The sequence below is a fragment of the Bartonella sp. TT67HLJMS genome (genome assembly GCF_042193375.1).
In the GTDB taxonomy this organism is placed as follows: domain Bacteria; phylum Pseudomonadota; class Alphaproteobacteria; order Rhizobiales; family Rhizobiaceae; genus Bartonella; species Bartonella grahamii.
Genome location: NZ_JBHILP010000004.1, coordinates 89,065 through 107,366, shown reverse-complemented (window position 1 = coordinate 107,366; position 18,302 = coordinate 89,065). Strand labels below are relative to the sequence as shown.

The window sequence follows — 18,302 nt, the reverse complement described above, 5'->3', positions numbered from 1 at the left end:
TTCACCTATCCAAAACGCCCCGTAATATAATCTTGCGTCCGTTGCTCTTTTGGTGAGGTAAAGATCATTTCAGTCGCACCAACTTCTACCAAATGCCCTAAATGAAACATAGCCGTATATTGAGAAACACGTGCGGCCTGTTGCATGGAATGCGTTACGATAACAATTGTATAATTTTGCCGTAATGCATCGATAAGCTCTTCAATCCGTGCCGTCGCAATGGGATCAAGAGCTGAACAGGGCTCATCCATCAAAATAACTTCAGGACTAACCGCAATAGCACGTGCAATACACAAACGCTGTTGTTGTCCCCCTGATAAACTTGTTCCAAGATCATGAAGACGGTCTTTTACTTCTTCAAATAAACCTGCCTGCCTCAAACTCTTTTCAACTATATCATGCAATTCAGAGCGCGTTTTAACTAAACCATGAATGCGTGGACCATACGCAACATTTTCAAATATAGATTTTGGAAAAGGACTAGGCTTTTGAAAAACCATTCCAACACGGGCGCGCAATTCTACAACATCAATCCTCTGGTCATAAATATTCTCCCCATCTAAGGTAATAAGACCGGTTGTTTTAGCGCCTTCAATCGTATCATTCATACGGTTAAAACAACGCAAAAAAGTCGACTTTCCGCATCCTGATGGACCAATCAAAGCTGTTACTTGATGTTCAGGAATATCAAGTGTAATACCGTGGAGTGCTTCTTTGTCTCCATAAGAAACCTTCACATCCTGACCTCGCATTTTAATCTTCATTACAAAAATTCACCTTACAAAAATCTTATCAAAACTGTTATTTTATTAAAATTACTGGCGGCGTTCAAATCGTCGACGTAAAAAAACCGCAGAAATATTCATGATTGCAAGAAAAATCATTAACACAATAATAGCACCTGACGTCTTTTCAACAAAAGCGCGCTCTGCTTCACCCGCCCACATAAAAATTTGAACAGGCAAAGCCGTTGCTGGATCCATGGGGGTTGTAGGAATATTAACAACAAAAGCAACCATTCCAATCAAAAGCAAAGGCGCTGTTTCACCCAAAGCCTGTGCGACTCCAATAATTGTGCCTGTCAAAATACCAGGCGCAGCTAAAGGAACAACATGATGAAAAATCATTTGTGTTTTTGATGCTCCCAGTCCTAAAGCTGCTGCACGAATAGAAAGAGGAACAGCACGCAGAGCAGAGCGTGTTGCAATAATAATCGTGGGAAGAGTCATGAGCGCTAAAACAAGACCACCAACAAAAGAGGCTGAACGTGGTAATCCTAAAAAATTAACAAAAAACGAGAGTCCTAAAAGACCAAACACAATTGAAGGAACAGCTGCAAGATTATTGATATTAACCTCTATAAAATCTGTAAATTTATTTTTGCGTGCATATTCTTCCAAATAAAGAGCCGTTGCTATGCCTATCGGAAGTGAAACTAATAAAACGATGCCTATCATATAAAGAGAACCAATAATCGCAACACCTAATCCCGCAGTCTCAGGACGACTTGAAGCGCCAAATGTAAAAAAACCAATATTAAATGTTTTATAAAGCGTACCATCATGCGCTAAACGCTTTATCCATTCTACTTGTCGATTAGAAACTTTACGGTTTTTTTCTGCTACACGCAGATCAATCTGTCCCTTATAAGCAGAATCAATATCCGCAGATGCCAAAACCTTAACTTTTTGCATTGTGCCAATCAGTTTTGGATTCTTTGTTACCATTTCACGCAGCTGAACACGGACACCATTTGAAAACATACGGTTAACTTCTCGAAGAGAGACGCGGTCATTTTGATCTATATTAAGTTTCTTTGCTAAAGCATTGCGTACAAGAAGCGGATAATTCGCCGTCATGAGCACTCGCGGTTTTGTTTTATGTTGACCACTTGGATCAATGATCTTTTCATCCAAATAAATCGATAATGTCATTTCACTTTGAAAAAAAGCTGTATAACCCTGACTAATGATAGACCATAAAAGCGTAAATAAAAAAAACAAACCAATAAAAATGGCAATCAAACCATAGGCACGAAAACGACGTTCAGCCCAATACCGACGCTTGAGGCTAATATTGCGACGAGGGAAAAAATCTTCATTCATTCATATTGTTCCCGATATTTACGCACAATATAAAGAGCCAGAATATTCATCAAAAGTGTCATAACAAAGAGCGTCATCCCTAAGGCAAAAGCCACCAGAGTTTGTGGAGAATTAAACTCAAAATCACCAGTCAATTGATTAACAATCTTAACAGTCATCGTAGTCATTGCTTCGAAAGGATTGAGTGTTAAGTTTGCTGCAACACCTGCCGCCAAAACTACAATCATTGTTTCTCCAATTGCACGCGATGCCGTTAACAAAATGGCCCCCATAATCCCTGGAAGCGCTGCTGGTATAACAACTTTTTTAATTGTTTCAGATTGCGTTGCGCCTAAACCATAAGAACCTTCACGTAAAATGCGTGGAACAGCCGTAATAACATCATCCGATAAAGAGGAAACAAAAGGTATCAACATAATTCCCATCACAACTCCAGCGGTCAAAACACTTTGTGCCATAATAAACCCACCCCCATCTGAGAGAGAAACAGAGAGATCACGTAAAAATGGTCCTACAACCTTCAAAGCAAAAAAACCATAAACAATGGTTGGAATGCCAGCAAGAACTTCCAACAATGGTTTTACAATTGCTCGCAATCGCGCAGAAGCATACTCAGCCATATAAAGAGCTGAAAATAGCCCTATAGGTACAGCAAAAAGCATGGCGACAAATGCAATATAAAGCGTACCCGCAAGAAGCGGTATTAAACCAAATTGTCCTACTTCATCGCTTGAGCCGCTCGCGGAAAAACGCGGATCCCAAACTGTTCCTAAAAAGAAATTTGAAAAGGATACAGACTGAAAAAAGCTTACTGTCTGAAAAAGCATAGAAAGCGCAATGGCTATTGTTGTCAAGACTGCAACAATAGATGCACAAATTAATCCAATAATAATAAAAGATTCAACCTTATTGCGCGCACGCTGATGAGGCGCAATTTGCACCATTCCACAGATAAAACCAAAAGACGCAATAACAAAAAGGAAACCATAACCTATAAACTTAAGCTTTTCAGAAGAGAATACCCACGACTGTGCTATTTTGAACACATCATCCGATGCTTCACTAGGTAAAATCAATCCCTTCGCGAATAACTGTGCCTGCACTTCCTTATAGGAAGCGGTAGAAAGATTCCCCTCAAAGCGATGAATCATTTTGACGAGACTTCGAAGTGTCTCCCAAAGTAGATCATGATTTACAGAATCTGTTACATGCGCACTATACGCCCCAAGCTCTCGAGAGGCATTATATTCTAAATAAATTGTACTCCCAACATCCCAAACAATTAAAAAAATAAAAGCTGGAATAACAGTAATCAAAAATGTCCACCAGCCATAATAATACGCACGAGAATGCATCTTATGCTGTTTGTATTCAAGAATGCGTGCTCGCATATAAGAAATACAAAAGCCACAAAATCCAAAAATCAATAATAACAAAATAATGAAGGAAATGCGCATTTTATCTTTCAGTTTTTATAAAAAATAGCACCTAAATTTCCTATCCCAGAAATCCAACCAATTATTCCCTGCAAATTATTTCAATGTCATTACTCGACCAGTAGAAAAATCAGAACGCTGTGCTTGACGCTCCTTTTCAGGAGAAACAATCAAACCATATTCAGCCAAAGGACCATCTGGACCTATCATTTGATCAGAAAGAAAAAAGTCAACATACTCTCGCAAACCTGAAACAATATCTAAATGTGCTTTCTTAATATAGAAAAAAAGTGGTCGAGAAACTGGATATTGTCCACTAGAAATCGTCTCAACTGTTGGCGCAAAACCGTTAATATCGGCAACCTTCAGCCTATCAGCATTATTTTGATAAAAAGACAAACCAAAAATACCAACCCCTGTTTTATTAGAAGTTAGACGCGCAAATGTTTCAGAATAATCACCATCAATATCAACCGCTTTTCCATCCTTACGTACTGCAATACAAGCAGTGTGTATCTCCTTATCACCCATTCCTAAAGACTTCATCACCTCAACTGCCCCACTCTCTTTACACCCCTCAGTAAGTAATTTTTCCTCAAAAACTTCACGCGTCCCATGCTTCTCTCCAGGAATATACGCTGCTATCGTCCAATCAGGAAGAGCACTATTAACTGCACTCCATTTCAAAACATTATTCGGTTGCAACTTTCCGTCTATAATAATTCGAGCAGCAAGAGCTTTATAAACATCTACTGGCTTTAATTTCCAATCAGGACCCTTAATATCTGTTGCAAAAACAATACCATCATACCCAATACGTATTTCCTCAACATCTTTTACACCAGCATCAAAACAAGACTGTAATTCACTCGGTTTCATTGCTCGCGAAGCATTGACAATATCAACGGTGTTCTCCCCAATACCACGGCAGAATTCCTTAATACCAGCTCCTGTTCCACCCGATTCGATAACAGGAACCTTAAAATGGGGATAAATTTCTCCAAATGTCTCAGCAACAATCTTTTGATAAGGTAAAACTGTAGATGAACCAGTAATCTGTATTTGATCGCGCGCATTGCCTCCATTTGCTGACAGCAGTAGCGCAAAAATCAATCCCACTCCAATTGATAATACTCTGCTCATCTATAAACTCCCTAAAAATTGAGGACAAAGCCTCTTAATTTATATCATACGGTCATTCTAGTTCACATTTGCAACATAACAAATATAAAAAACAACATGGATCATTTTTTTAAAACCATGTTTTTGTCCTCTGTCAAATAAATTAATTTGAACGCTTGAACTCAATAACATCCCAAAACAAATGAGCAACATCTGTACCGCAGAAGCGTTTAATTTCACGAATTCCTGTAGGAGACGTCACATTAATTTCTGTTATATAATCTCCGATCACATCAATCCCCACAAAAAGAAGACCACGTTCCTTTAAGGCTGGAGCAATGCGTTCACAAATCTCATAATCACGTTTTGTTAACTCAACATTTTCCGCGCGACCTCCAACATGCATATTAGAGCGCACATCTGTTTTTGTCGGAATTCGATTAATAGCTCCAACGGGTGTACCATCAAGCAAAATAATCCTTTTATCTCCTTTTCGTACTGCCTCTAAATAGCGCTGAACAATAAAAGGTTCATGATAAATTTCTGCAAACATTTCCAACAATGATGCTAAATTGCGATCATCTTGTTTTAAATAAAAAACACCAGCGCCCCCATTTCCATAAAGTGGTTTAACAATAATATCGCCAAATGTCTCTCTAAAAGCTGTTATTTCTTCAATATCTTTGGTAATTAATGTTTCTGGCATCAGATCAGAAAATTCAGTAACAAAAATTTTTTCTGGGCTGTTGCGTACCCATGCTGGATCATTCACAACGAGTGTTTTAGGATGAATACGTTCTAACAAATGAGTCGTTGTGATATAATTGAGATCAAAAGGTGGATCTTGGCGTAAAAGAACCACATCCATATCTGTTAATTCCGTGCGAACAGGCTTTTCTAATTGATAGTGGCTTCCCTCTTTATCATGCACAATCAATGGCTCTAGTCGTGCAATCACACAACCATCACACAGAGATAAACGATCTGGTGTATAATGGAAGAGAGAATGTCCACGTTCTTGTGCTGCTAAAGCGAGTGCAAATGTCGTATCTCCTTGAATCCGAACTGTTGAAATATGATCCATCTGAATGGCAATTTTCATAAATAAATCCTCCCTATCCTAAAAGCAGACTGGTCTATGCACCATAAACTTAGTAAACAATAAAAGAACTATGACAAGAGAAAATTTATGACACAAGAAACAGATACAAAATTAAACAACAAAGAAATCGAACGCTATGCACGCCACATCATTTTGCCTGAGATTGGTGGTGCAGGGCAACAAAAGCTAAAAAAAGCACGTGTTCTTGTTGTGGGCGCTGGTGGTCTTGGTGCTCCTGTCTTAACCTATTTGGCTGCCGCAGGTGTTGGAACCCTTGGAATTGTCGATAACGACATCGTTTCACTTTCCAATTTACAACGCCAAGTTATTCATAAAACAAATGCAATAAACAAAAGAAAAACAGACAGTGCTGAAACCACTATAAAAGCAATAAATCCCCATGTTGTAGTTGAAAAACACACCCTACGCTTAGATAAAAGTAATGTGGATAAACTGCTCAATGCTTACCACATCATTGTCGATGGAAGTGATAATTTTACGACACGCTATCTTCTTGCTGATCACGCTGCCCAATGCAAAAAACCTTTAATAAGTGGTGCTGTAGAACGTTTTAATGGCTCATTAACCGTCCTTATGCCGTATAAAGACAATAATCCTCACTATCGCGATTTATTTCCCACGCCTCCGGCTCACGGGACTATCCCAACATGCGCTGAAACTGGAATCATCGGTGTTTTACCTGGCGTTATTGGGACCCTACAAGCAATGGAAGTTATTAAAATGATCACAAATATTGGTGAACCCTTAGTGGGAAAAATTCTTCTCTACAATGGATTATTAGCGCAATTTAATATTATTACTTATAAACGCTCAAATTATAAGGAAAATGCCATAGTTATTAAGAAGCTTGGAGAATCATGATTATGTCTCCTCCCGCATTAATTTTTAGCACTCTCGCAATATGTATTGAAATACTGATGTTTTATCGTAAGTCATCGAAACACTGTAACCAATGGAAACTATTAAATTTATCACAAATATGGAAGACCTTTTGTGAAAAAATAATTCTCTATAATAGCTTATCAGCATAATTTCATGTCATCATCTATAAATGAACAAAGACTCGTGCAAACTTAGCTGCCATCAGTATTCTTGTGTAAAAAATTTTCGAAGTAGATAAAAATATAATCAGCAGAATTCTATTTTACTATTTACACATAAAAATTGCTTCACATGAAAGTGCTTACTTCAAACCATAACTTATAAATAAATAATTTAAATCATAGTTTAGTTATCGATACTATAAGAGATCAATGATCTGTCCCTACACCTCTAACCTCAAGAGAAAACGTCTATTCATCAAGCATCATAAAACGCAGCTTAGGATTATTGCACGTATAAGAATAATCAATTGTCTCTGTTCGCAAGAAAAATACATGGGTATTGATGTGTACAGAAAGATTAAGATAAACCTCATGGAGAGCTCTAATTACATAATTATTGCATTCAGAAGCAGAAAGCTGCCGCTCATGAATTGATAATCCTTCAGCGATAATTTCACAGACAAGCTTATGTAGAAAAAGTGAAGCAAACCAATTTTGAAAATCAATCTGCAGATGACAACGTAACGAGTGCATTTTTATAAAAGATCTCTTTAAAACAAGCGAGTAAATATGTAACATTAATGTGTTCTGTTTTGAATGAGGGACGTTCCCCCCTAACAAAACATTGATAAGAGCTCTTTTGATAAAACCGTGAAACTAAAATTACAAAAAATCAGACTTCTTTCTAAAATTAACATCTATGGTATAAGTTAATTTGGCTCGTTCGCTTTATTATTATCCATTGGTAAAGGAACAGGATGATCGGATAAACTGCGTAAATAAAGCAAAAGATCGGCACGATCTTGATCATTTTTAATTCCACGAAAAGACATAATAGTCCCAGGAAAAGCTTCACGTGGAGAATGTAAATAACGATCCAAAGTGATAAAATCCCATTTTTGATCAGAATGAGAACGCAATGCCCGTGAATAAGCAAAACCTGCTGCTGATGCCAAAGGGCGATTAACAATCTCCCAGAGAACTGGGCCAACACGCCCTGCTTCATTGCGTCCAGAAGTATGGCATATGGCACATTGGCGAAAAAGTTTACGGCCATTTTCAAAATTGCCTTGTTGAAGACGGCTATTTAGTGATAGAGAAACATCAGGTGCTTTTTGTTTTTCTTGAAATGTATCATTCTTGGCAACTGTATGATAATATTGGACTGATGTAGGATGATCGTAAACTATATTGCTGAGTGTAGAAATCCCCACAATAATGACCAGCACACATAAACAAGCACAAATAAAATAAATAAATCTCGGGCGATTCATAAAAACTCAAATGTTCACGGTTTCATTACCATTTTTAGTTTAAGCTTTTTCTTTATAACACACAACATCATAAATGCATCACAGATGACATTTGGAATCTTACAATGGCTCTTGAACCAATTATTCTTATTCCTGCTCGTATAGGCTCAACCCGTCTTCCTCAAAAAGCTCTCGCTGAAATTGGCGGAAAGCCGATGATTGTACATGTCGCAGAACAAGCCAAAAAAGCTGCAATAGGGCGTACGATCGTTGCAACAGATCATAATGATATTGCTAAAGCTGTTGCAGATTATGGGCATGAATGTATCATAACACAAGGTGATCATAAGTCTGGATCTGATCGTATTTATGAAGCTTTAATGCGTATTGATCCTGAACAACGTTACAATACCATTTTAAATATACAAGGTGACTTACCAACAATAATGCCTCGTGAAATCATTCATGCGCTACGCCCTTTAGAAAATAGCTTTACTGACATTGCAACCTTGGGTGCTCTAATCATTGAAGAAAATGAAAAAAGAGATCCCAATGTGGTCAAAATCATTGGTACACCTCTTTCTCAAAATCGCCTTCGTGCTCTTTATTTTACGCGCACCACAGCACCTTATGGAGATGGTCCTCTTTATCATCATATTGGAATATACGCTTATCGGCGCGAAGCACTTGAGAAATTTATATCATTCAAACCCTCTACACTCGAGCAACGCGAAAAACTTGAACAATTACGTGCATTAGAACATAATATGCGCATCGATGTGGAGATAGTTGATACAATTCCCTTAGGCGTAGACACACAACGTGATCTCGATAGAGTACGTAAGATTTTAGCATGAAAATACTTAAAAAAACCAATAAAATTTCTTTCCAAGGAGAATACGGCGCTAATTCCCATATTGCTTGCTCCAATATGTTCCCCAATATGGATGCTGTTCCCTCTGCTACTTTTGAAGACGCCCTTAATTTAGTGGAAAGTGGGAAAGCTGATCTTGCTATGATCCCTATTGAAAATACTCTTGCGGGACGCGTTGCAGACATCCATCATCTTTTACCGCAATCATCTCTTTATATTATTGATGAATATTTTTTACCTATCCATTTTCAATTAATGGTTTTGCCCGGCGTTACATATGACGAAATTAAAACCGTCCACAGCCATACGCATGCCCTTGCACAATGCCGAAAAATCATACGAAACAACGGTTGGAAACCTGTTGTTTCTACAGACACTGCTGGAGCTGCAAAGTTTATTAAAAAAAATGCTAAACGTTCACAGGCTGCCTTAGCTCCTCTGATCGCAGCAGAACTCTATGGACTTGATATTCTTGAAAGGGATGTTGAAGATAACCCTCATAATATTACCCGTTTTGTCATCCTTTCACGCTCCAAACGACATGTCCCCAAGCCTAAAAATGGCGAAAAAATCATCACCAGTCTTCTTTTTCGAGTGCGCAATGTCCCCGCCGCTCTCTATAAAGCTATGGGAGGATTTGCAACGAATGGTATCAATATGACAAAATTAGAAAGCTATCAAATTGGTGGAAATTTCAATGCAACACAATTCTTTGTTGATATTGAAGGACATCCTGAAGATCCGATGATGAAACTTGCCTTAGAAGAATTATCTTTCTTTTCTGCAGAACTGCGTATTATAGGTACTTATCCCGCACAAAACGATCGAACATCGTATATATAAAAGCAATTAAGCTGCCATCATTTTTTGCTGATATCAAAGAGCATCGTAAAAATTTCATGATGCAACGCATCTCGGAAGAGCTTGTTTTTTACTCAACACCCTTCATAAACACTGAAGAAGAAAAATTAGCTCTCAAAACAATTCAAATTATTATACATAATAGAGCATTCAAATCTCTTAGACTGATATCATTCTGAACATGGTTTAAAGCTAGAAAATGCACCTTAGCCCTGCTTTTCGCATTAAGTTTGAACTTTCATTTTTATAAAAACTGATTTATGATTCATCTCACTTTAGAAAAAAGGAAAGGATAATGAAAAAAATCTTCGCGCAAGGATTATTAGCCGCAAATATTCTCGCCTGCTCTAGTGTTGCATTTGCTGGCTTTGGTGAGAGAAAATGGAATTTTTCGCTGGATGAAAGTGTTGTGATCACCCCATCCGATGTTGTCCATCAAGGAGTTGAATACTCTTGTAGTATCTTTAAACCGAATAAAGTATCCTTCACTTTATCGTACTCTACCCCTTCTGATCTAAACAAATTGAGAATTGTTGTTGATGATGAAAAGAAAATAACCCATGATAAAGAAAAGAAGGTCTTTACACTAAAAAATATAAAATCTCTTCATATAAGTTTTCCTTCGTCAGGACATTATATTTTTAAAAATATTACGAAGAAAAAAGTTGTTGGAACAAATTGTGACACAGGAGATTATGATTAATAATATTTCTATAACATCTAAATTTGAGTAGAGTTATTCTTTTTTCAGGTATTTTTTTCAAAATACGACATGATAAGCTGTTAAAACTAATCGCTGAAGGGGTATTTTTATACTAATATGGAAAAACCTTAAGCTGCTCAGAACATTAGATATTGAAGGACTTTTGCAAAAACTAAAAGACTAAACTTAAATTGTTCTGGATTTCCTACTATCAGAGCTATTTTTTAATAAGAATATGACTTCTATCTTCGTAGCTGCTTCATTTTAAGTGCTATGAAGCACATCTTACCCAAATCACTTAGATAAACAGAAAAGCGAAACTTGCTCTATAGATGTATTCCTCGCTGCATTTTAAATCATACTCATTCAGCTTTTTGTAAAAATTCATCTCTCTTTTCCCTCCTTGTTAAAGAATATAATTATTTGAAACTATAAAATGTCGCTTATATCGAATAAGAACCATTTTTACGCTTATAAAACCAGTACCCCCCTTATTTCTATAGCGCTGAATGTTGCATCTTCTCTTGTATGAGCACAGTCACTTAAAAAATATATGAAACCTTTTCTCAAATGATGAAAATTCATATGTTGATCCATCTTGTGATAAACATCGATGTTTTTTAATTAAAAGAACAAGCACGCAAAGAGCAATAACATCTACTCAGTATTTATATTCGTATATGTTAAAAGAAAAAATATTACGTATTTGATATTCTCATTCACTATAGAAATCAGGTGGTGGTCTTATAAGATATTTAAGATATTGACTTATCATTATAAGACTTTGATTTTTTATACTGAATTACAATCACAAATAAAGTAAGATCCTCCCATCTTAAATCTTCATATTGAATCAATTAAAATCGTTTCCTTGAAAGTTACAAATGGGAGTGGTGTGTGAGTAAAAACGATTAAAAAAGGAATAAAAATGCTTCTTATAAAGCCTCTCAAGTGCAAGGGATCGCAACATTTAGAATTGTTAATAGTATGAGGGCTCAAATTTATACTTTTATTAAGCATAAAGAGGGTAGTGCACAATGGATTTATACCTCAAGGGAAGTATGTATACTATTTACGAGCGGGGGTTGAAATATAGTTAAGAGTACTGAGAAATAGCTCTTTAAAAAGCATGTAAATGAACAACATTAAGTTATTCTGTTTGGGATGTTCTGTTTTGTGTGAGAGGAGCAACACCATTAAAGCAATATTTGCTAATTATTTAAATAGCACTCTTCCCCCTAACTTTCGAATGTTAGCCAATTACATGATCTATCTACTTTATTTGCTGCTTTAACTGTTGTAAATTTTTGATGATTCAATTTCGTAGTTTTAGAACAGATATATCTATCCTAAAACTCTTACATATTTCAGCGAATGAGAATAATTATACATTCAAATTATCCTAAGCGAAAAAATATTTTCATACCAAATAAAGATGAAGAGCTACTGCTATGAAAACTGATAAATCCATAATCTCTTTGTTGTTTATATGTCAATAAATTAAACGCAAAGGAAAATTCTTCGTCGTTCTTAGGATATTTTTCGTTTCTGAGCTTGATTTTTCATTCCAAATCGACAATATGAACTTGGGAGGTTGGTGGTGGACGAACTGCTCGCCAACTGGGTCAGGTCTGGAAAGAAGCAGCCCCAACGAGTTTTGGTACGGGTCATCGTGCCAACCTCCTATTTTGCTGAAGAAATTATTTTTTTATGCTGTCTTTTAGCGAGGTACTTTTAATCTTCAGAGCGGCATTTGTATGCAGCAAATAAAGGGGTTTGGTTATTTTTTAACAAATTATCCCATAAATAGTTTGATTAAGAAAAAATCCTTTTATATGAGACTACAGTATTGATTTATGCTTTTGTATTATCAAAATGTACGCATAAAGAACTTCGAAGTTGGAAATATTCATGGAAAATGTACCGGTAGAAACAGCCTATCGTGTTCTTGCTCGTAAATATCGACCCCAAAACTTCTCTGACCTTATTGGTCAGGAAGCTATGGTGCGTACTCTCACCAACGCCTTTGAAAAAGGTCGTATTGCACAAGCGTGGATGTTAACAGGGATTCGTGGCGTAGGTAAAACCACAACAGCACGTATTTTGGCACGTGCGCTTAATTATAAAACAAAAGATATTGACCAACCGACAACCGTATTAGACTCTCTTGGTGAACATTGCACACAAATTATCGAAGGACGCCATATTGATGTTATAGAAATGGATGCCGCTTCTCATACGGGCATTGATGATATTCGTGAAATTATTGAACAAATACGCTATCGTCCTGTTTCTGCACGTTATAAGGTTTATATTATCGATGAAGTACATATGCTCTCAACACAAGCCTTTAATGGTTTATTGAAAACTCTTGAAGAACCACCGTCCCATGTGAAATTTATTTTTGCCACAACAGAAATTCGCAAAGTTCCTATTACAATCCTTTCGCGTTGCCAACGTTTTGATTTGCGGCGTATTGAATCAAAAGCTTTGAGTGCACATTTGCGCCAAATTGCGAAATATGAAAAGGTAGAAGTAGAAGATCAAGCACTCTCTATGATTGCCCGTGCTGCAGAAGGATCTGCACGTGATGCATTATCCATTTTTGATCAAGCGATTGCCCATAGCAATGGCAATGTTAATGCCATTGCGGTGCGTACAATGTTAGGATTAGCGGATCAAGCACGTATTATTGATCTTTTTGAATTTATCATGAAGGGCGATGTTGTTAATGCATTACATGAATTACGCAGTCAATATGAGGCAGGTGCTGATCCTCTTACTATATTGACAGAACTAGCCGACTTTAATCATTTGGTCACACGTTTACGTTTTACACCAGAAATAGTGGAAGATTTCTCACTGACTGAAGAACAACGTTTAAGAAGTTTAGACTTTTCAAAAAAACTTTCCGTTCCTGTTTTATCCCGAAACTGGCAAATGTTACTCAAAGGTTTACAGGAAGTTAACCAAACTGCACGTCCGCTTCAAGCCGCTGAAATGCTTTTAATTCGTCTTGCTCACACGGCTGACTTACCAACTCTTGATGAAGCTTTAAAAAAGCTTACGCAAGAAAAAACACCTCTCACACTGGTTAAAAACTCTTCTCATCAAGAATCTACAAATGCAAATAATATAACAAAAGAAACAATGGTCGAAACCCATGCTTCCTCGAGCGTTTCAAATACATTACCAGATCAATCAGATTTAAAAACATCCTTGAAAAACCAATTAGATCATTCCTTACAACCGGAAAATTTAGTTAAAAATCAAAACCCTGACAAAATCAACGCCCAAGAAGTAACAGAAACTCTTGAAAATTCTCAATCTATTGATCTTTCTGAAAAGAGTGCAAATTTATCGCATTCTGTCACACAAACAACAGAACAGATTACCCAACCTAAAACTCTAGTAATTAATTCTTTGCACGATATTGTTCAATTAGCCGAACAGCATAATGATGCTCCTTTCAAACTCCTTATTAAAGAATTTGTTCATCCTGTTTCTTTTGAAGCTGGGCATATTACCTTAAGACTTTCTGAAAATACCCCACAATTTCTTGCTCATGATATAGAAAAAAAGATATCTCAATGGACTGAAAAACGCTGGACAATAACTTTTGTTAATGAAGGAGGTGGCCCAACCTTACAGGAGGAAAGTATAGCGATTCAAAAGACTCTTTTTTCCAATGCAGAAACAGATCCTGATATCGCGAAAATCCTCAACCATTTTCCAGAAGCAAAAATTGTCGATATTCGACTCAATAAAGAAGAAAATGATCTTGATTTACTCCCCAATACCTTTAAAAATGCTGATATTTTTAAAAATAAAAATGATATCAATGATGAATAAGGATACCTATTCCTATGCGTGAAATGATGAGTATGATGAAAAAAGCCAAAGAAATGCAAGAAAAAATGCAGAAGATTCAGGAAGAAATAGCTAATCTGCAAGCTACCGGCACTGCAGGCGGTGGTCTCGTCAATATCACTTTAAATGGCAAAAATATTATAACAGCAATTCAAATTGATCCTTCATTACTCAAACCTGAGGAAGCTGAAATTCTCGAAGATCTCATTATGGCAGCTTATAATGAAGCAAGAACAAAAATCGAAATCGCAATAGAAGAAAAAACCAAAAGTATAACGGCAGGGATACCGCTCCCTTCAGGTTTCAAGCTTCCATTTTAATGAAACGGATTTTTTCCGTGGGACAAAAATATGTCTAAATACATTGCAGGACCTGAGATTGAACGTCTCATTCAGATTTTATCACGTATACCAGGTCTTGGTCCACGTTCAGCGCGTCGTGCTGCGCTTCATCTTATCAAAAAAAAGGAAACATTGCTGGAGCCTTTAGGAGCAGCTATACAAGCAGCTATAGAAAAAGTCGGCATTTGTTCTGTTTGTGGAAATGTCGATACCATTGATCCTTGTTCAATTTGTACAGATATGCGCCGCGATGATACAACAATCATCGTTGTTGAGGATATCGCTGATCTGTGGGCTCTTGAACGCGCAAAAACTTTAGCTGCCCGTTACCATGTATTGGGTGGACGACTCTCCCCCTTAGATGGAATAGGTCCTGACGAACTCAACATTGCCACCTTAATACAACGTGTTGTACAAAATCCTATTACGGAAATTATTCTTGCTGTCAATGCGACTGTCGAAGGTCAAACAACTGCTCACTATATCACCGATCAGCTTTCCAATTTTTCAGTTAAAATTACGCGACTTGCTCATGGTGTTCCTGTAGGAGGCGAGCTTGATTATCTTGATGATGGAACTTTAGCAGCAGCTGTACAAGCACGAACCAATCTTTAAAACTTTTTCCTCTTCACCTTTAGCTCTTTAATGACGGGGGAATATTCAAATGCTAAAGAAAAACCTCTCATTTTTAAACGACCTTGGTCCTGGTATTTTAGTATGTTTATTCATATCAGCTTTAGCGTATGGTTTAGAAGTCTTGGAAAAGCAGCTTTTTGGGCAAGCATGGCTTGAAAATCTTGTTTTAGCAATTCTCTTAGGATCTGTTACCCGTAGTTGTTTTACTTTGCCAACATACCTTCAAAAAGGTATATTTTTTTGTGCCAAAACACTTCTTGAAATTGCTATCGTACTTCTAGGAGCAAGCATTAGCATTAACGCAGTGCTTTCAGCCGGTTGGAATTTACTTTCTAGCATCATATTCGTTATATTCGTAACGATTATCCTTAGCTTTGCCATTGGTCGAATTTGCGGGCTCTCTAAACATTTAGCAATGCTCGTTGCTTGCGGAAATGCTATTTGTGGCAACTCAGCCATTGTTGCCGTTGCACCCGTCATTAAAGCAAAACACGAAGAAGTAGCTGCATCAATTGCTTTTACTGCTCTTTTAGGAGTTGTTATTATTTTACTTCTCCCTTTTTTACACCCACTTTTGAATTTATCATTTAACCAATACGGTGTGCTTGCTGGCATGGTAGTTTATGCTGTACCACAGGTCTTAGCAGCAACAGCACCAATATCTTTCGTGAGCGTTCAAATTGCAACTGTTGTTAAATTGGTACGTGTTCTCATGTTAGGCCCTGTTATTTTTATCTTATCCATCATCTATCGCCGATCAACACAAACACGCCTGCGTCTACACACTCTCGTCCCATGGTTTATCATCGGTTTTATTATCATGATGCTTGTTCGCTCAAGTGGTCTTATCCCTGAAAAAGCACTTAATCCCATCAAACTAATTGCTCAGTTATTGACCGTTATTTCAATGACAGCATTAGGATTAGGTGTTGATATTCGCTCATTAAAAAAAGCAGGATGGCGCGTTATTTTAGCTTCAACTTCCTCCATACTCCTTCTTGGCGCTTGCAGCCTTATCATGATACAATTGAACGATTTGAATCATATAACATTTTGAAATATGCATTTATTATTTTTCAACGTAGTATGCAATCAACCCAAAGACTTATTATTCTATACAAAAAATTGAAAGAGCTGGTATTAAGTAAAAACTGTCAAATTTGCTTTTTCAATTAGCTTTTCAGTCTATAATGATTTGCAATGATGTAGTATCAAAATACGTAACTCATGCAAAACAATGCTATTTCTTTCATCTGCTCTCATTACGCTGAAGTTTTTATATAAAGACTGATAGAATATGCTCTTATTTGGAAAAATGTGGGGTCATGGCTTTCCCCCTTTTAAATTACTTTTACTTACTATGGAATACAAATGGCATCATCATACTATTTGATAGCTCAAAATGTTTGTGACAATCCTTATATTTAAACGATTCGTAAAAGGCGTTTTTATTTTTTTCTTCAACAGTTTTTATTCACACCCTAATTCGGCTTGTAATATACAGGCTAATAACTTTAATTGTCTCACCATAAGTAGATTTGAAATAAGAGAATCTTACAATATTCAAGGTACTCATTCAAAAAGTGAAAACAAATAGGGATTAAATCAACATCTCGTTCTCTCCCATAAAAAGATATTGTTGCTTATTGGCACTAGTAACTTTCTTACAAATGAAATATACGATAATAAAAAGATTAAAAATACAGCAGGACTTTTGTTTATCGTTTTATTCAACTAAAATATTTTTATGCTTATCCTTGCTATAGATACTGCTTCAATTTATTGCGCTGTTGCGCTCATTCGTCATAAATCTGTTATTGCGCGTATCAATGAGCGCATGAACAAAGGACATGCTGAAAAAATTATTGGGCAGATTACACAAATAATGACACAAGCCAATATGACGCTTGATCAAGTTGAGCGTATTGCTGTCAATATTGGACCTGGATCATTTACTGGTGTACGTGTCGGTGTTGCAACAGCGCGCGCTTTAGCATTAGCACTTGAAATACCTGCTGTTGGAGTGAGTGCTCTTGAAGCGTTAGCAGCACAAGTAATAAACAATAAAAGTACAGCATCAGCAATTACTGTTGTCATTGAAGCAGGGAGAGAGATGTTCTACCATCAAAATTTTCATAATGATCTCACGCCTTTGGGAGCGCCGGGATTAAAAACAATTGAAAATATCCTCGAAGATTTGCCAAAAAAAACCCGCCTGACTGGCCCAGCGGCTGATGTCGTTGTGGAGCATATTAAAAGCCATAAAATAAACGAAAAAATTGTCCTAGAAAAAATCCCCTGCGAAGCGGCTGATATTGTAAACTATGCTTATCTTGCCGCAAACAAACAATCAAAAAATTCGCCTCGCCCACTCTATCTACGCAGCGCTGATGCAAAACAACAAACCAATTTTGCTTTACCACAAAAAAAATAATGCTCAAATTTTCATTGACAAAAAAGAATTTTGGAATTGCTCCGCTACAAGTTAATGATAGTGCTCCTCTTCATCAAATTCATCAACATTGTTTTACTCCGTCTTGGGGAAAACAAGCTTTTGATAATTTCTTAACAGATCACTCTATCTTCGGATACAAAGTTTTTCTCATTGATCGCTCTGATCAAATTTTAGGCTTTTGCCTATGCCGCCTCATCCTTGATGAAGCAGAAATCATCACAATTGCCGTTCACCCTCATTATCGTCAACAAGGAATTGGCACCTTTCTTATCGAAAGCACAGTTCACCATCTTCACGACAAAGGCGCTATAAAATTATTCTTGGAAGTAGAAGCCACAAACCTTTCTGCTTTGAACCTTTATCAACGCTTTGAATTTCAAAAAATTTCTGAACGTCTTGCCTACTACCCGTCAAAAAATGGTCGTGGTGATGCAATTATCATGCAAAAAACTTTTAAGTAAATAGATTGAGATTTGTGTA

The 18,302-nt window shown here is 36.9% G+C and carries 17 protein-coding genes and 1 other RNA gene; 11 read left to right on the top strand and 7 right to left on the bottom strand.

Going from position 1 to position 18,302, the window contains the following annotated elements:
- Positions 1-5: 5 nt before the first annotated feature.
- From pstB to gshB, 5 genes are all read right to left on the bottom strand, one after another.
- A complete protein-coding gene (pstB, locus tag ACFIJQ_RS03605; RefSeq protein WP_273787813.1) occupies positions 6-764 on the bottom strand; it encodes a phosphate ABC transporter ATP-binding protein PstB in 759 nt (252 codons plus the stop codon).
- 51 nt (positions 765-815) lie between these two features.
- Positions 816-2,105, bottom strand: a complete 1,290-nt coding sequence (gene pstA, locus ACFIJQ_RS03600; protein WP_273787812.1) for a phosphate ABC transporter permease PstA — start codon at positions 2,103-2,105, stop codon at positions 816-818.
- Positions 2,102-3,562, bottom strand: a complete 1,461-nt coding sequence (gene pstC, locus ACFIJQ_RS03595; RefSeq protein ID WP_375628566.1) for a phosphate ABC transporter permease subunit PstC — start codon at positions 3,560-3,562, stop codon at positions 2,102-2,104. The genes pstA and pstC overlap by 4 nt, the downstream gene beginning before the upstream one ends.
- Positions 3,563-3,637: 75 nt before the next feature.
- Positions 3,638-4,684 carry a PstS family phosphate ABC transporter substrate-binding protein gene (locus ACFIJQ_RS03590; RefSeq protein ID WP_375628564.1) on the bottom strand — a complete coding sequence of 349 codons (1,047 nt, stop codon included), beginning with the start codon at positions 4,682-4,684 and terminating at the stop codon, positions 3,638-3,640.
- Between the two features lie 142 nt (positions 4,685-4,826).
- Complete coding sequence (gshB, locus tag ACFIJQ_RS03585) at positions 4,827-5,765, bottom strand: glutathione synthase (RefSeq protein ID WP_208438595.1); 939 nt, start codon at positions 5,763-5,765, stop codon at positions 4,827-4,829.
- A gap of 87 nt (positions 5,766-5,852) precedes the next feature.
- Between gshB and ACFIJQ_RS03580 the strand changes: the two genes are divergently transcribed.
- On the top strand, positions 5,853-6,647 hold the full coding sequence (locus ACFIJQ_RS03580) for a molybdopterin-synthase adenylyltransferase MoeB (RefSeq protein ID WP_012754649.1): 795 nt from the start codon (positions 5,853-5,855) through the stop codon (positions 6,645-6,647).
- 431 nt (positions 6,648-7,078) lie between these two features.
- On the opposite strand, the gene ACFIJQ_RS03575 is transcribed toward ACFIJQ_RS03580, so the two are convergent.
- Both ACFIJQ_RS03575 and ACFIJQ_RS03570 read right to left on the bottom strand, forming a co-directional pair.
- Positions 7,079-7,363 (bottom strand): hypothetical protein, encoded by a 285-nt coding sequence (locus ACFIJQ_RS03575; protein ID WP_375628562.1) that lies wholly within the window; start codon positions 7,361-7,363, stop codon positions 7,079-7,081.
- A gap of 176 nt (positions 7,364-7,539) precedes the next feature.
- Complete coding sequence (locus ACFIJQ_RS03570) at positions 7,540-8,103, bottom strand: c-type cytochrome (protein WP_375628560.1); 564 nt, start codon at positions 8,101-8,103, stop codon at positions 7,540-7,542.
- Positions 8,104-8,207: 104 nt separating this feature from the next.
- Here ACFIJQ_RS03570 and ACFIJQ_RS03565 point away from each other — a divergent pair, with 104 nt between their 5' ends.
- From ACFIJQ_RS03565 to rimI, 10 genes are all read left to right on the top strand, one after another.
- Positions 8,208-8,939, top strand: coding sequence for a 3-deoxy-manno-octulosonate cytidylyltransferase (locus tag ACFIJQ_RS03565; RefSeq protein ID WP_375628558.1), 732 nt, complete (start codon positions 8,208-8,210; stop codon positions 8,937-8,939).
- Positions 8,936-9,799: a prephenate dehydratase gene (locus ACFIJQ_RS03560; protein WP_273787808.1), complete on the top strand. Its 864-nt coding sequence runs from the start codon at positions 8,936-8,938 to the stop codon at positions 9,797-9,799. The genes ACFIJQ_RS03565 and ACFIJQ_RS03560 overlap by 4 nt, the downstream gene beginning before the upstream one ends.
- Before the next feature lie 313 nt (positions 9,800-10,112).
- Positions 10,113-10,520 (top strand): hypothetical protein, encoded by a 408-nt coding sequence (locus ACFIJQ_RS03555; RefSeq protein ID WP_273787807.1) that lies wholly within the window; start codon positions 10,113-10,115, stop codon positions 10,518-10,520.
- 1,589 nt (positions 10,521-12,109) lie between these two features.
- Positions 12,110-12,207, top strand: an RNA gene (gene ffs / locus ACFIJQ_RS03550) — signal recognition particle sRNA small type.
- Positions 12,208-12,431: 224 nt separating this feature from the next.
- Positions 12,432-14,372, top strand: a complete 1,941-nt coding sequence (locus tag ACFIJQ_RS03545; protein ID WP_375628557.1) for a DNA polymerase III subunit gamma/tau — start codon at positions 12,432-12,434, stop codon at positions 14,370-14,372.
- 14 nt (positions 14,373-14,386) lie between these two features.
- On the top strand, positions 14,387-14,710 hold the full coding sequence (locus tag ACFIJQ_RS03540; protein WP_012754643.1) for a YbaB/EbfC family nucleoid-associated protein: 324 nt from the start codon (positions 14,387-14,389) through the stop codon (positions 14,708-14,710).
- A gap of 30 nt (positions 14,711-14,740) precedes the next feature.
- Complete coding sequence (gene recR, locus ACFIJQ_RS03535) at positions 14,741-15,346, top strand: recombination mediator RecR (protein WP_273787805.1); 606 nt, start codon at positions 14,741-14,743, stop codon at positions 15,344-15,346.
- A gap of 49 nt (positions 15,347-15,395) precedes the next feature.
- Positions 15,396-16,424 carry a YeiH family protein gene (locus ACFIJQ_RS03530; RefSeq protein ID WP_375628554.1) on the top strand — a complete coding sequence of 343 codons (1,029 nt, stop codon included), beginning with the start codon at positions 15,396-15,398 and terminating at the stop codon, positions 16,422-16,424.
- Positions 16,425-17,114: 690 nt separating this feature from the next.
- Entirely contained in the window at positions 17,115-17,801 is a 687-nt protein-coding gene (tsaB, locus tag ACFIJQ_RS03525) for a tRNA (adenosine(37)-N6)-threonylcarbamoyltransferase complex dimerization subunit type 1 TsaB (RefSeq protein ID WP_375628552.1), read from the top strand.
- Positions 17,801-18,283: a ribosomal protein S18-alanine N-acetyltransferase gene (gene rimI / locus ACFIJQ_RS03520; RefSeq protein WP_375628550.1), complete on the top strand. Its 483-nt coding sequence runs from the start codon at positions 17,801-17,803 to the stop codon at positions 18,281-18,283. The genes tsaB and rimI overlap by 1 nt, the downstream gene beginning before the upstream one ends.
- Positions 18,284-18,302 lie beyond the last annotated feature (19 nt).